The organism is Mycolicibacterium llatzerense, from assembly GCF_025331195.1.
In the GTDB taxonomy this organism is placed as follows: domain Bacteria; phylum Actinomycetota; class Actinomycetes; order Mycobacteriales; family Mycobacteriaceae; genus Mycobacterium; species Mycobacterium llatzerense.
Genome location: NZ_LXOV01000014.1, coordinates 263480 through 277395, shown reverse-complemented (window position 1 = coordinate 277395; position 13916 = coordinate 263480). Strand labels below are relative to the sequence as shown.

Sequence of the window (13916 nt, the reverse complement as noted above, 5' to 3'; positions counted from 1 at the left end):
ACTTTTATGTCTGTTCTTCGGGAAGGCTGCGCCCTACTTGCGGCCGCCCAACAGTCCGCCGAGGATTTCGCCGAGCGGGTTGTTCCCGGCCTTGCCGGAACCGCCGCCCAGCGCCCCGCCCAGCACGTTGCCGAGGATGTCGCCCAGCGGGTTGTTGTTGCCGCCGCCCGAGCCGCCGCCGCTGAGGGCGCCGCCGAGGATGTTGCCCAGCACGTCACCGAGCCCGCCACCGCCCTGCGCTTGCGGCTGAGCCTGCGGCTGGGCTTGGCCTCCGCCGCCCGCGAGTTGCTTGCCGATGTAGGCGAGCACGATGGGTGCCAGGATCGGCAGCAGCTTCTGGATCAGTCCGCTGTTGCCCGCTCCGCCGCCGGCCAGCGCCGACGCCACCTGATCGGTGCTGTTGCCGCCGAAGATTCGCGAGATGGCCTCGGCGCCGCCGTCCTGGTCGACCTGGTCGACGCTGACGCCGCCGTCCAGCAGGCCGCTGGCAGCCTGGCTGGTCGCGTCGCTCTCGATGGTCGCGGCCTGATCGGCGTCCTGCGCGTTGTGCTGCAGGCTGCCCACCAGCAGCGGCACGAGCTGCTGGACGGCGCTGTTCACCTCGCCTTCATCAGCACCCAGCTGACTCGCAATCTGTTGCGTCGGAATCTGATTGAGCAGATCGTCAAGACCGGCCATGGCAAAGTCCCCCTTCGTCACCGAGATGTGTGATGTGCGTCGCTGCCGACACTAGCCCGCTCCGGCCGGCCGCACAGGACTTCGACGCCCGGTGCGCGAATCAGCGTCCCAGTGCTTCGGTTTCGAAGGTGACGCCGGCGGCCGGCAGCCGGGTCAGGAGCGCGTCGCCCATCGCCGCGGCCGGGGTGAGGACGCCGCGCAAGTCCGACAGCCGGTCGCGGTCGAGGGCCAGCGCCAACCCGCTCTCCCCCAGCAGCACCGCGGTGGCCTTGTAGCCCGGGTCGCCCTGCTGCGCCATGACGGAGCGGTACCGGGCGCCGCTGGTGGTGCGGGTGTAGGTCTCGACGCGGTAGTAGCCGTTGTCCCGGGCCTGCTCGCTGGGCCCGGTGCCGGGCTTCGGGACCACACGGTCGACCAGGCCGCGGGGCAGCTTGTTGAAGAAGCGGCTGCCGAGGCCCATGACCGCCGCGTTGGCCGCGGTGCCCAGCGCCGAGGCCACGGGGGCGATCGGCGACGACCCCAGGCTCATGTTCTCCGAGTACCGGAACCGGCGGCCGTAATCCCAGTCCAGCAGCGCGTTGGTCCGCCGCACGATGCGCGTGTTCGCGACAGCCATGACGAAAGCACCGGTCCAGGTCCCGGCGAGTTCAGGGGCGATGTCCCGGCCGCGGCGCCACGGGGTGTCGGATTGATGGCCGAGATCGGGCTCGGCGCCGCGATCGGTGGTCAGTGTGTACGGGTCCATCATGGTCCGACGCAGCTCCTCGTCGTCGGACGTCATGGTGAACAGCTCGAGCATCGACGCGACGGTGCCGCCCGACACTCCGCCGGAGAATCCGCGGAGCACGTAGTCGGTGTCGGTGAGCTCGCCGGCGCCGTCTGCCTGGGCGGCCTTGTAGAGCGCGTAGACGGTGAGATCCGAAGGGATGGAATCGAATCCGCAGGAATGCACGATGCGAGCCCCCGTATCGGCGGCCTGCTTGTGGTACAGGTCGATGCTCTCCCGGATGAACAGGCTCTCGCCGGTGAGGTCGGCGTAGTCGGTGCCGGCCGCGGCGCACGCCGCCACCAGCGGCAGGCCGTACTTGAGGTACGGCCCGACGGTCGTGACGACCACCTGGGTCCGGGCCGCCATCGCATCGAGGCTCTGCTGCGATGAAGCGTCGGCCTGGATCAGTCCCCAGTCCTTGCCCGCAGCGCCCAGGGAGTCCCGGACCACGGCGAGCTTGTCCATTGTGCGGCCGGCCAGCGCGATCCGCGCCGCCCCGGCGTGCTGGGCCAGATACTGGGCGGTCAGTTTCCCGACGAAGCCGGTGGCGCCATAGAGGACGATGTCGAATTCGCGCTGCGGTGCGGTCATGCTGCCAACCTAACCGAGGGTCTCCGGCAGGTCGATGTGTTCCTTCAGCACGTGCTCGGACAGGAAGGCCGCCACCACCTGGTACCAGATCTTGGCGTGCTGCGGCGCGGCGATCCAATGCCCTTCGGACGGGTAGTAGAGGTAGCGGTGCGCAGTGCCGCCGGTGTCGTCGGCGGGTAGTCCTGACCGGGTCAGCAGGTCGTTCCACAACCGCAGGCCTTCACCGATGGGGACGCGATAGTCCTTGTCGCCGTGGATCACCAGCATCGGAGTCGTGATGTGCCCGACGTAGCGGTGCGGCGAATTGTGTTCGGCCATCTCCGGTGTCATCTCGCGGGCCCACCAGTAGGCGCCGTCGGTCGTCGGCCCGAATTGATCGAGCGCCCACAGGCTGGCATGGGTGACGATCGCGGCGAACCGGTCGGTGTGCCCGGCGATCCAGTTGGCCATGTAGCCGCCGAACGAGCCGCCCATCACCGCGATCCGGCCGGCGTCGACGCGCGGGTGCTCGCAGGCGGCGTCGACGGCCGCCATCAGGTCGGTGAAGGGCGCGAAACCCCAAGCACCCCAGCCACGTTGGATGAAGTCCTGACCGTATCCGGTGGACAGCGCCGGGTCGGGCATCAGCACCGCGTAACCGAGCGCGGTGAGCACCCAGGGATTCCACCGCCAGTGCCAGGTGTTCCAGCTGCCCAGCGGTCCGCCGTGCACCCACAACAGCAGCGGCGCGGGAGTGTCGCCGGCCGGCAGCGTAAGCCAGGACCGGACGGGCGTACCGTCGTCCGCGGTTGCCGTCACCTCGACCAATTCACCTGGCAATTCCGGGAATTCGACGCAGGGCAGCACGGTCACGGATCCGTCGGCGTCGACCCGGACAGGATGGGGCGGGGTCAGGTAACTGCTGCGGAGGGCGTACAGCGCACCATCTGCGACGGGCCGCACGTCGCTGTAGGCGAAGTCGTCGTGGGTCAACTGGCTCACGTCACCCGTGCCGGGCCGGACGCAGAAGATCGGCGCGCGGCCGTCGTCGTCCGCGGTCACCAGCAGTGTGGATCCGTCGTGCGACCACGTCACCGACGTCGGCCAGCGGTCCCAGCGCGCGGTGAGCTCCACTCGCTCGCCACCGAAGACCTGGGTGCACAACGTGATCCGCGGCGCTTGATCCGGCGTCGAGTGCGTCTCCCGGATGAACGCGACGGTGCTGCCGTCGGGCGAGATCGCCGGGCTGCCCAGGTCGGCGACCGGGTCGTCGGCGATCACGGTGCGCTCCCCCGTACCGATGTCGATGCGGACCAGAACGCTGCGCAACGCGGCCCCCGGAGCGGGTAACTCCCAGGACGCGACGGCGAAGCTCCCGTCCGCGCTGATATCGGCGGTGGCCTCGTTCAGCGCCAGGCCCGGCTGCGGCGTGATGTCCTGGGCCGCACCGGATTCCACGCGGAGCAGGTGCGCATGATCCGGCCCCAGATCATGGTCCCAGTGCCGCACCGGGTAGCCGGTGTGCAGGATCGCCGACACCTTGTTGTCCTTGCGGAGGGTGCGTAGCCGCTTGTCGTCCTCGGGAGTACCGGCCGACGGGAGCATCGGCGCCGTCACCACCACGACGTCAGCCGAACGGGCCGCGCGCACTCCGCTGACGCCGCCGGCCAACTCGAGAATCCGTTGTGCTTCACCGCCGTTCGCCGGCAATCGCCACAGCGCCGCCGGCGGCTCCTCGTCGGAGTCGGTGGGTCGCGCCGCGACGAACAGCAGATCTCCGGCCGCGGTGAAGGTCGGCTGGGATTCCCCCTTTGCTCCGTAGGTCAGCCGGCGCGCCGCATGCTGGCCGTCCGGGTCGAGTTCCCAAGCCGCGGTGACATATTCGCTGCCCTTGTTGTTCAACTCGCTGATCATCGTGACGACGCGGCGGCCGTCGGGCGAGACGGCGAGCCCCGACACCCGGGGCAGAGCGAGGTAGGCGTCGAGATCGGCAAAAGGAGTTCCGGCCATACTCCGTTGGTATCACACGCCCCACGTCGAACTCGCGCAGTTAATTGCCGGCGGTCACCGATTCCGCTGTACAGACGTGGTCTCGACGCTCACCCGCCGACCGGTTGAGCTGGTGGGCTGCAACTCGCGGATGGGTAGCCCACCGTCGTCCACCAGGACGGAGCGCTCCTCGGCCGGGGCGAATGCGTGCCGCTCACCCCACTGACGCAACGCAACGACGACGGTGAACAGGTCCAATCCGGTGGGCGTGAGCTCGTAGATGTGCCGCCTGCCCGTCGGAGCCGGTTTTCGTTCCAGGATTCCGCGCTCGACGAGTCGCCGGAGCCGGTCGGTGAGGATGTTGCGCGCGATTCCCGTCGCCTGCTGGAAATCCCCGAAGGACCGGGCACCGTCCATGGCATCGCGAACGATCAGCAGGCTCCAGCGGTCACCGACCAGATCGAGCGTGCGCGCGACGGGACACGTGGGGTCGGTCCACTCAACCTCGGACTGGGTCATCACACCTCCACATTAGTTGCTAATTGAAACCAATGTGACGTAGCGTCGAATCAGTTGCAAATTGCTACCGATTGGACTTCATGTGACGCCTCGAAGCACCCGCCTGCTGTTCGCGACCATCTGCGGGGTGTCCGTCGCGACCATCTACTCGGCCCAGCCCATGCTCACGCAGATCGGCAGCGACCTTGGTGTATCGAGCGGCAGCCTCGGCTGGATCGTCACGGCAGGGCAGCTCGGCTACCTCGCGGGATTGGGCCTACTGGTACCACTGGGCGACCTACGCGACCGGCGCACGCTCATCGTCGGACACCTGCTGCTCACCGCGGTTGGTGTCGTGATCGCCGGAACCGCGACGCACGCGTGGACCATGCTTGCCGGCGTAGCGATAGCCGGTCTGTTCTCGGTCGTCGTGCAGACGACGGTCGCCTTCGCAGCGGCGTTGTCGGCACCGCAGGAGCGCGGACGCACCCTGGGCGTCGTGACCGCCGGCGTCGTCATCGGCATTCTCGGCGCTCGGACCGTCTCCGGCGCTCTCGCCACAGCTTGGGGCTGGCGCAGCGCCTACGCCGCACTCGCCGCACTGCTTGTCGTGCTCGCGGCGCTGGTCCTGACGCTGCTTCCGCCCGACCCACGCGCTGACCGCCCGAGCTATCGGCAGGCGCTGAGCGCGTCGCGCATGTTGTTCGGCGACCGGCTCTTCGTCTCACGTGGCCTGATCGCGTTCTTCTTGTTCGCGTCGTTCGGCACGCTCTGGAGCGGCCTCGCCCTCCCGCTCACAGCGTCACCGTGGCATCTCAGCGCCGCTCAGATCGGCCTGTTCGGGATCGCAGGGCTGGCCGGCGCGCTGGGCGCCGGCCGCGCCGGCCGCTGGGCAGATGCCGGTTTCGCCAACGCGGTCACCGGGGCAGCCCTCGCGCTCCTGGCCGCGTCATGGCTGGCGATCGCCCAGACATCGTGGGCACTGTGGCTGCTCGTCGTCGGCGTGATCATTCTCGATTTCGCCGTCCAGGCTGTGCATGTCAGCAATCAGCACCTACTCACCGCCATCCACCCGAACCACGCCAGCAGTGTCATCGGCGGCTACATGCTCTTCTATTCTCTCGGCTCGGCCCTCGGCGCGGTCGGCACCACAGCCGTGTACTCGGCCGCCGGATGGATCGGGTCCAGCATTCTCGGTGCCGTCTTCGCGATCGGTGCGCTCGCGGTATGGACGGCCACGAGGCCGGTTTCATCATGTGACGGATCGCACCGGTCGGCCCCCAAGGCATCCCAGACAACGACAAAGGGTGTCGGACCGTATGGTCCGACACCCTTCGTTGTCTCGTGCGAGCGTTTGTGGCGCTCGTGAGGGGGTATTAGCCCCGACGACCGCAGACCGGCCACGCACCGATGCCTTGGGTGCGCACCACATTCTCGGCAACCCGAATCTGCTCGTCCTTGCTGGCGGTGTGGGGCATGCCCGTGCCACCGTTGGCACGCCAGGTGCCCAGGTTGAACTGCAACCCGCCGTAGTAACCGTTGCCGGTGTTGATGGCCCAGTTGCCACCAGACTCACAGGCTGCAACGGCGTCCCAATTGCGGCCGCCGTCCGCATTCGCGGTACCGGCACCGATGACCATGGGGGCAACTGCAACTGCCCCAGCAACGGCAACCAGTCCAAGCGTTGTGCGGATGTTCTTCACTTCGTTCCTCTCGCCGAGCGCGCGCCAAACATCGCCCGCGCATAGGCGGTGCGAACTACTGCCTGCCGGGCAGGCGTTAGGGGGCTGAGTCGTGTCGTCTCGGTCAGACACGACAGCGGGGGCGGTTTGATCGGTCCGGGCTCAATGCCGGCGGACGCCACGGGCAACAGGCCATCTGCTCTGGTCCCACCGCGATCCCGCTCACACGCAGGTTCATGGTTTTTCAGTTATTTGCTCTCTTGGAGCAGTACGAGGACCGTAGCAAGAACTGACCCTGCGATGTCGAATCCATCCCAGCCAGATAACAGGCAGATCACGGCCCAACCTGAGAGGAACATAAGCAGGTCATGTGACATATAAAGCCCCGCTAACAAATCACAGTTTGGCAACATTCCGTGATAGAGGTCACCATGAAATTGTGGCCTGGCACACACAATTCAATTCACATTGGTCACAGTTGTCGCAGGTCAGCGGCACAATCCCGCGGCGTCGGCAGTAAACCTCCGGCGTGTCGCCCGGTGGAATCTCCGCCCTTTCCGGCCCCAGTTCGCTACCGACGGGTGCGTCAAACCGCCATTGGCTGGGCAGGACCGAGCAATACGGCCGCCAATCAGGACTTTTCACATTGACGCCGCAGCCCGTTCAGGACCCGTTAACCGGCCGTCACTCGCCCCAGTCATCCAAATTCATTGTCCTGCAACAGATTTAGAATTCGTCGAGCAATTGGGGTGATAATTGACCGGAATTGCGGCGCTTAATTTGCACGTTATTTGCACATCGTCGAATTGTCATCAATTCGAATTCGCCACACAGCGAGAAATTAGAGAATGTGCAACCCGGCAACGGGCATTTGCTGAGACGCTCAGGCGAAATCGTCGGGGCTGTTGACGTTCACCAGCGCCCGCTGCCGATCCATCACCACCCGCTGGGTGTCGGCGGTGTCGACCAGTGCCCGCATGCTGCGTCGTCCGTGGGCTACCAACTCCTCCGCACGAGTCGCCAGCGCGGTGCGGTAGATGCCTGCCAGATAGTGGTCCCGGCCATCCCAGGGCAGCACCACGTCGGCGTCGACCCGCGCCGCATGCTCGGCAAGCTCGTCGATCAGATCAACGGTCAAGTAGGGCATGTCCACAGCGGACACGAACGCGCGCGGAAATCCGGCGTCGGCCGCGGCACGCAGCCCGCGCGCGGTGGCCAACAACGGCCCGACGCCGGGCGCCGCGTCCCGCAGCACCTGGGCATCCAGGTCCGGCAGCGCCTGGCCACGGGCTGCGATCACGAACACCTGCGCACACCGCGCCCGCAAGGTGGCCACCACCTGTTCGACGAACGTGATCTCCCCCGCCGGCCCGTCGAACCGAACGGTCGCCTTGTCCCGCCCCATACGACGAGACGCCCCGCCGGCCAATACAACTGCGGCCAGCGGGGCGTCCTCGGTCAAAGCGTCGCTACTACTCGTCGACGGTCCAGGTGTCCTTGCCACGCAACAAGGATTGCAGAGCGGCGGTGTCGTGCGCCTTGGAATCCATCGCCGTCTTCAGCTGCAGACGCGCTTCGTCGTCGTAGGTGGGCCGGTTCACCTGACGGAAGATGCCCATCACGGTGTGTTCCAGGTTCTGCTCCGACAGGCGCGACAGCGCGAAGGCGTAGGCCGGGTCGTCGAGGTTGGCGTTGTGCACCACGATGTCCGACGGGTCCACATCGGCGGTCTTGCCGATCTCCAGCCCGTAACCGGACTTGGTGACGCAGAACTCGCCCTGGGCACCGAAGACGATCGGCTGGCCGTGCACCAGGTTGATCAGCCGGTCCTCGGCGCCTTCCTTGCGCAGCGGGTCGAACGAGCCGTCGTTGAAGATCGGGCAGTCCTGCAGGATCTCGACGATGGCGGCGCCACGGTGGGCAGCCGCGCCCTTCAGCACCTCGGTCAGGCCCTTGCGGTCCGAGTCCAGCGCCCGGCCGACGAACGTGGCCTCGGCACCCAGCGCCAGCGACACCGGGTTGAAGGGCTGGTCCAGCGAGCCCATCGGGGTCGACTTGGTGACCTTGCCGACCTCGGAGGTCGGCGAGTACTGGCCCTTGGTCAGACCGTAGATCCGGTTGTTGAACAGCAGGATCGTGATGTTGATGTTGCGGCGCAGCGCGTGGATCAGGTGGTTACCACCGATCGACAGCGAGTCACCGTCGCCCGTGACGACCCACACCGACAGGTCCGGACGCGCCAGCGCCAGGCCGGTCGCGATGGTCGGGGCACGACCGTGGATCGAGTGGAAACCGTAGGTCTCCAGGTAGTACGGGAACCGGCTGGAGCAGCCGATGCCGCTGATGAACGCGATGTTCTCGCGGCGCAGGCCCAGCTCCGGCAGGAAGTTGCGGATGGTGTTGAGGATGACGTAATCGCCACAGCCCGGGCACCAGCGCACTTCCTGGTCGCTGGTGAAGTCCTTGCCCTTCTGCGGCTGGTCCGTGGCCGGAACCAGGGCATTCTTGCTGAGGGCTTCGGTCAGGCCCAGATCAGCACCGATCAGATCCGTCATGCGTTTGCTCCCACACCGGTCTCCACGGTGGCGGCCGCCAACCGTGCGAACTTGGCCTTGTCAGTTTCCTTTTCGCGCAGCGATCCGTCCAGCGCCGCGCCGATGATGCCTTCGACCTCGTCGGCCAGGAACGCCATGCCCTCGACCTTGGTCACCGACTGCACGTCGACCAGGAACTTGCCGCGCAGCAGCAGGGCCAGCTGACCGAGGTTCATCTCGGGCACGACGACCTTGTCGTACTTGCGCAGGACCTCTTCGAGGTTCGCCGGGAACGGGTTGAGGTGACGCAGCTGGGCGTGGGCCACCTTGATGCCGTTGCGCCGAGCTCGCCGGCACGCCTCGCCGATGGGGCCGTACGAGCTGCCCCAGCCGAGCATCAACAGTTCGGCCTCGCCGCTCGGGTCGTCGACCTCGAGGTCGGGCACCTTGATGCCGTCGATCTTGAGCTGGCGCAACCGGACCATGAGGTCGTGGTTCTTGGGCTCGTAGGAGATGTTGCCGGAGCCGTTGGCCGCTTCCAGACCACCGATGCGGTGCTCGAGGCCCGGCGTACCGGGGATGGCGAACTGACGGCCCAGGGTCTCGGGGTCACGCGCGTACGGCTGGAACGGCTCGCCCGGCTTGGCGAACGTGTGCTCGATGGCCGGGTAGCTGGCGATGTCCGGGATGCGCCACGGCTCGGAGCCGTTGGCGATCGCGCCGTCCGACAGGATGATCACCGGGGTGTGGTAGCCGATGGCGATCCGCACCGCCTCCACCGCGATGTCGAAGCAGTCCGACGGGGAGCACGGGGCCAGCACCGCGACCGGCGACTCACCGTTGCGGCCGTAGAGCGCCTGCAGCAGATCGGCCTGTTCGGTCTTGGTCGGCAGACCGGTCGACGGGCCACCACGCTGCACGTCGATGACGATCAGCGGCAGCTCGGTCATCACCGCCAGGCCGATGGCCTCGGACTTCAGCGAGACGCCGGGACCCGAGGTGCTGGTCACGCCGAGCGCGCCACCGTACGAGGCGCCGATCGCCGAGCCGATGCCCGCGATCTCGTCCTCGGCCTGGAAGGTCATGACGTTGAAGTGCTTGTACTTGGACAGCTCGTGCAGGATGTCGCTGGCCGGGGTGATCGGGTAGGTGCCGAGCACCACCTGAACGTCGGCCAGCTGGCCGGCGGCGACGATGCCGTACGCGGTGGCGGTGTTACCGGAGATCTGGCGGTACTCGCCCGACTTGAGCTTGGCCGGGGCCACCTCGTAGGTGGTACCGAACGCCTCGGTGGTCTCGCCGTAGTTCCAGCCGGCCTTGAGCGCCAGGACGTTGGCCTCGGCGATCTCGGGCTTGCGGGCGAACTTCTCGCGGATGAAGGCCTCGCTGTGCTCCAGCTCGCGGCCGTACATCCAGGACAGCAGGCCGAGCCCGAACATGTTCTTGGCGCGCTGACCGTCCTTCTTGGTCGCGCCGATGGCCTCGACGGCGGCCAGGGTCAGCGTGGTCATCGCGACCGGGATGACGACGAACTCGGACAGCTCGTCGTTCTCGAGCGGGTTCTCGTCGTACCCGACCTTGGCCAGGTTGCGCTTGGTGAACTCGTCGGAGTTGGCGATGATCATGCCGCCGCGCGGCAGGTCGGCAACGTTGGCCTTGAGCGCGGCCGGGTTCATCGCGACCAGCACGTCGGGGCGGTCACCGGCGGTGAGGATGTCGTAGTCCGCGATCTGGATCTGGAACGACGACACACCGGGCAGGGTGCCCTGTGGTGCGCGGATCTCGGCGGGGTAATTCGGCTGCGTCGCAAGGTCATTGCCGAAGAGCGCGGCTTCCGAAGTGAACCGGTCACCGGTCAGCTGCATACCGTCACCGGAGTCACCGGCGAACCGGATGACGACCTTCTCGAGCTTCTGCCGCGAGGCTGCGCCGCTCCCGGCGCCAGTGCCGTTGTCGCCGTCGTTAAGACCCACGACGCCCGCCTTTCACACTCTGTTTCGGCAGCCCGTCGCACCGTGTCGGAGACGCCGCGGAGCGGTACTCACGATCACCAGCCCGGCGTCGCCAAATTTTTGATGTCACTGCTAGTACCGATTATTGCACTTCTCTTAGGGTGCACTCGCCAGGACGCGCCATTGCAGGTCTGATGACGACCACATGAATACGCACGTCAAATGGATTACAGGCGCTTGACACCTGTCAAAATGTGGCTTTCATCACGCTCCACTCGACGGAATTCCTAAGAAAGCGGTTACCGATCGGTAGCCGTCTGCGCTAGCGCTCGGCCGCGTCGGAAATGCCCGGCGCCACAAGCGAATAGGCGTCAGTCCGGTTGGCCGTCTGGACGGGTGTCCAGACGGCGGCCATGCCACCGGAGGCGCAGCAGCATCAGCTGCCGGTGCGCCTGGAACCCCAACGTCAGCGGGTCGGCCCAGGCGCGGCGACCCGGCGTACTACGACCGGTATCGGTATCCATACGGCCATTGTCCAGAAGCTGGGCAACCGCGCACGTCCCGCGACGGGGCGGCGACATGTCGGTCTGGTGAAGATTGCGGCAACCCGATCTACACCTGGAGTCCGCTGAACTGCTGCACCAGGTCCGAAAGCTCGGATCGCGACGACACCCCGGCCTTGACGCTGGCCTGATAGATGTGGCCCTCGACCGTCCGGATCGACAGCGACGTCGCCGCCGCGATGTCCCTGTTGGACAGGCCCCGGGACAACAATCCCGCGATCTCGTGCTCTCGGCGCGTGAACGGCAGCGGTACGCGAGCCGTCGCCAGTGCGGGGCTCACCGCACCACCGCACTCCTCGGCGAGCCGGCAGGCGCGGGCACTCGCGGTGAGCGCGCTGCCCCGGCGGCCGGCGAGGCGGTGCGATGCCGCCGCTTGCGCAGCCGCGTCCGCCGCGGCCAACGCATCGGCCATCTCTTCGAACTCGACCGATATTCCATCCAGCGCGGCAGCGTCGTCGGCTGCGAGAGCATCTGCGTAGCGACGCACCAGCGGAGCTCGGGGACCTTCCACCGCGTCGGCCAGTTCGCTCAGCCGGGTGCCGCCACTGACGTCGCCGAACTGCACGGCCGTCTGCAGGCACAGCACTTCGCGTGCTGGCTGCCCATGTACCCGGGCGAATTCGGCTGCCGCCAAAGCTGTTTCGCGCGCCGCCGCAGTTCGCCCCTGGACCGCACTCACCCACGCACTAGCCAAGAGATACCCGGAGGTGACGTATTCGTAGGCGGGATGCCGACTTCGGCGGGTCGCCTCCAACGCAGCTTCGGCAGCGGCTGCGTCCCCCGACCGGGCCAGCGCCTCGGTCCACAGGATCCTGAACCGGTAGAACAGCCCGGAAACGTCGCCGTAGCCGCCGAAACTCTCGGCCGCCGAATCTAGATGCCGCAGCGCACTGACCAGATCGCCACGCGCAAGCGCGGCCATACCCAATGCGGCGACAGCCATGGACAGCGACTGACCGGGCAGCTCGGCACACCGTCGGTACCCACGGTCGGCGATGGCACAGGCTTCGTCGATGTGGCCCGCCGCCAGGAGCGCGTAGGCGTGAAACTCGGCCAGGCCGGTCGCCTGGAAGGAATCCAGCGGTGATTCGTCGAGTACCCGGTGTCCGGCGCCGGCCCGACGGGCCACCTCTGCCACGCGACCGAGATCCCCGAGCGCGAGGGTCTCCGCCGCGTAGCCGACGACGCGCCCGTAGTTGTCCAGGCAGTCGTAGTCGACGGCCGCCATCGTCTCGATCGCCTCGGTGTGCTCGGCGGCCATGGCCGACCAGACCGCCCGGAACGTCCGCAGCGCATGCCGGCGTTCGGCGGGACCCAGGCTCAGTGCCGTGTCGAGTACTTCCCGAGATTGTTGCGGATCACGCAGTGGCAGCAGCAGATTCGCGGCGCGGATGACGGCGCCGTCGAGGAACCCCGGGACGGCCAGCTCGTGCGCTTCGAGGCTGTTGAGAATCTCCTCGACCGCTTCGCCGTTCTCCTGCAGATACAGGATGTGGGCCAGCTGGAGCTTGACCTCCGGGGTGGGCCGCGCGTCGACCGCCGCCCGAGCCAGCCGTTCGGCCAGTGGCACGGACAGCCGAAGCGCCGCCACGCTGGCCGCTCGGGCCAGGACGTCTGCGTCCGGCGGAAGGTCGGATTCCAGCCACAACAGACCGAGCCGAAGCGGATCGCTGGTGTCGGCCTGCACCATCGCGGACGCGACGCGTCCACGCAATCTGCGCAGCCGCAGCGGACCACACCGGCCGAGCCGGATCTCGCCGTACAGGGGATGACCGACATAGACGCTGTCGCCCGCCGGGGCCGCCGCGATCAGTCCGCGTTGCTCGGCATCCTCGATGGACCCCGGATCGGCGAGTGCCGCCAGGACCATACGGTCGATGGGCTCGGCGACCACGACCAGGTCGACGACTTCGAGCACGTCGTCGGGGACGGTACCGATCTGCATGTCGACCAGCTCGACCAGGGACGGCGGCGCGGATGCCGTTGCCGCCCAGGACCATTGGCCGTCGAGTGGAGTCAGCCCACCCGTCGCACGGCCGTGCTCGACGAGATGACGCAGGAAAAGGACGTTTCCGCGGCTGAGGTTCCACATCCGTTCGGCGCAGTCGGCAGCGACCGGGCCGCCGAGGACGCTGTGCAGCAGGTCACCGCAGTCGTCGCGGGACAGCGGCTGCAGGTCGAGCCGGTACAGGTGATGGTCCTTCCACAGCGCCGTCACCGCGTCGGCAGCGGGCTCGCCTGATCGGATCGTGGCGATGACGGTGATGCCGCCCTGTAGCACCAACTGGTGGACGACGAGTGCTGACAGGTCGTCGAGCAGATGAGCGTCGTCGACGAAAAGCAACAGGGCCGCGCCGCCCGTCTCCGCCGTGAGGCTGGAGAACACCTTGCGCGCCAAGGCCAGTGGCGAGGCACCGGTGTCGTCGACCCACCGCGCGAATGCCCCGAGCGTGATCGCCCGACCGGTGGCCGTGCCCGCGATGCGGTGCACTGACAGGCCTTTTCGGCCGGCCGCCTCAGCCGCGGCACGGGCCAGTTGAGTCTTGCCGACACCGGCAGGACCGGCGATGAGGACGCCGGCGTGTTCGTCATCGGCGAGCGCCTCGTCGATGACGAGCAACTCCTCAGCGCGGCCGGTCAGCGGCCAACGCTGCATCATGGCCCAGATGTTAGCGGCTCAC

11 protein-coding genes are annotated in these 13916 nt (G+C 67.4%); 1 reads left to right on the top strand and 10 read right to left on the bottom strand.

The features are described from left to right. Window positions 1-33: 33 nt before the first annotated feature. The 4 genes from A7G45_RS22365 to A7G45_RS22350 form a co-directional block, all read right to left on the bottom strand. Entirely contained in the window at window positions 34-678 is a 645-nt protein-coding gene (locus tag A7G45_RS22365) for a DUF937 domain-containing protein (protein ID WP_260940342.1), read from the bottom strand. Window positions 679-778: 100 nt separating this feature from the next. Continuing rightward, window positions 779-2038 (bottom strand): saccharopine dehydrogenase family protein, encoded by a 1260-nt coding sequence (locus A7G45_RS22360; protein ID WP_260940341.1) that lies wholly within the window; start codon window positions 2036-2038, stop codon window positions 779-781. 9 nt (window positions 2039-2047) lie between these two features. Beyond that, complete coding sequence (locus tag A7G45_RS22355) at window positions 2048-4027, bottom strand: S9 family peptidase (protein ID WP_260940340.1); 1980 nt, start codon at window positions 4025-4027, stop codon at window positions 2048-2050. A gap of 54 nt (window positions 4028-4081) precedes the next feature. Beyond that, window positions 4082-4525, bottom strand: a complete 444-nt coding sequence (locus A7G45_RS22350; protein ID WP_260940339.1) for a winged helix-turn-helix transcriptional regulator — start codon at window positions 4523-4525, stop codon at window positions 4082-4084. 82 nt (window positions 4526-4607) lie between these two features. Between A7G45_RS22350 and A7G45_RS22345 the strand changes: the two genes are divergently transcribed. Then, on the top strand, window positions 4608-5873 hold the full coding sequence (locus tag A7G45_RS22345) for an MFS transporter (protein ID WP_260940338.1): 1266 nt from the start codon (window positions 4608-4610) through the stop codon (window positions 5871-5873). Window positions 5874-5880: 7 nt separating this feature from the next. Here the strand turns inward: A7G45_RS22345 and A7G45_RS22340 are convergent, their stop codons facing one another. The 6 genes from A7G45_RS22340 to A7G45_RS22315 all read right to left on the bottom strand — a co-directional run bounded on the left by A7G45_RS22340 (window position 5881) and on the right by A7G45_RS22315 (window position 13894). Next, complete coding sequence (locus A7G45_RS22340; RefSeq protein ID WP_308204146.1) at window positions 5881-6207, bottom strand: transglycosylase family protein; 327 nt, start codon at window positions 6205-6207, stop codon at window positions 5881-5883. 862 nt (window positions 6208-7069) lie between these two features. Beyond that, window positions 7070-7648, bottom strand: a complete 579-nt coding sequence (gene mobA, locus A7G45_RS22335) for a molybdenum cofactor guanylyltransferase (protein WP_260940489.1) — start codon at window positions 7646-7648, stop codon at window positions 7070-7072. A 10-nt stretch (window positions 7649-7658) separates the two neighbouring features. Further along, entirely contained in the window at window positions 7659-8741 is a 1083-nt protein-coding gene (locus A7G45_RS22330) for a 2-oxoacid:ferredoxin oxidoreductase subunit beta (RefSeq protein WP_260940337.1), read from the bottom strand. Continuing rightward, window positions 8738-10693, bottom strand: a complete 1956-nt coding sequence (locus A7G45_RS22325) for a 2-oxoacid:acceptor oxidoreductase subunit alpha (protein ID WP_260940336.1) — start codon at window positions 10691-10693, stop codon at window positions 8738-8740. Before A7G45_RS22325 ends, A7G45_RS22330 begins: the two co-directional genes overlap by 4 nt. 350 nt (window positions 10694-11043) lie before the next feature. Then, the gene (locus A7G45_RS22320) at window positions 11044-11196 is read right to left on the bottom strand and encodes a hypothetical protein (RefSeq protein WP_260940335.1); all 153 of its coding nucleotides are present in this window, start codon (window positions 11194-11196) and stop codon (window positions 11044-11046) included. Window positions 11197-11284: 88 nt separating this feature from the next. Beyond that, complete coding sequence (locus tag A7G45_RS22315) at window positions 11285-13894, bottom strand: LuxR C-terminal-related transcriptional regulator (protein WP_260940334.1); 2610 nt, start codon at window positions 13892-13894, stop codon at window positions 11285-11287. Between the last annotated feature and the right edge of the window lie 22 nt (window positions 13895-13916).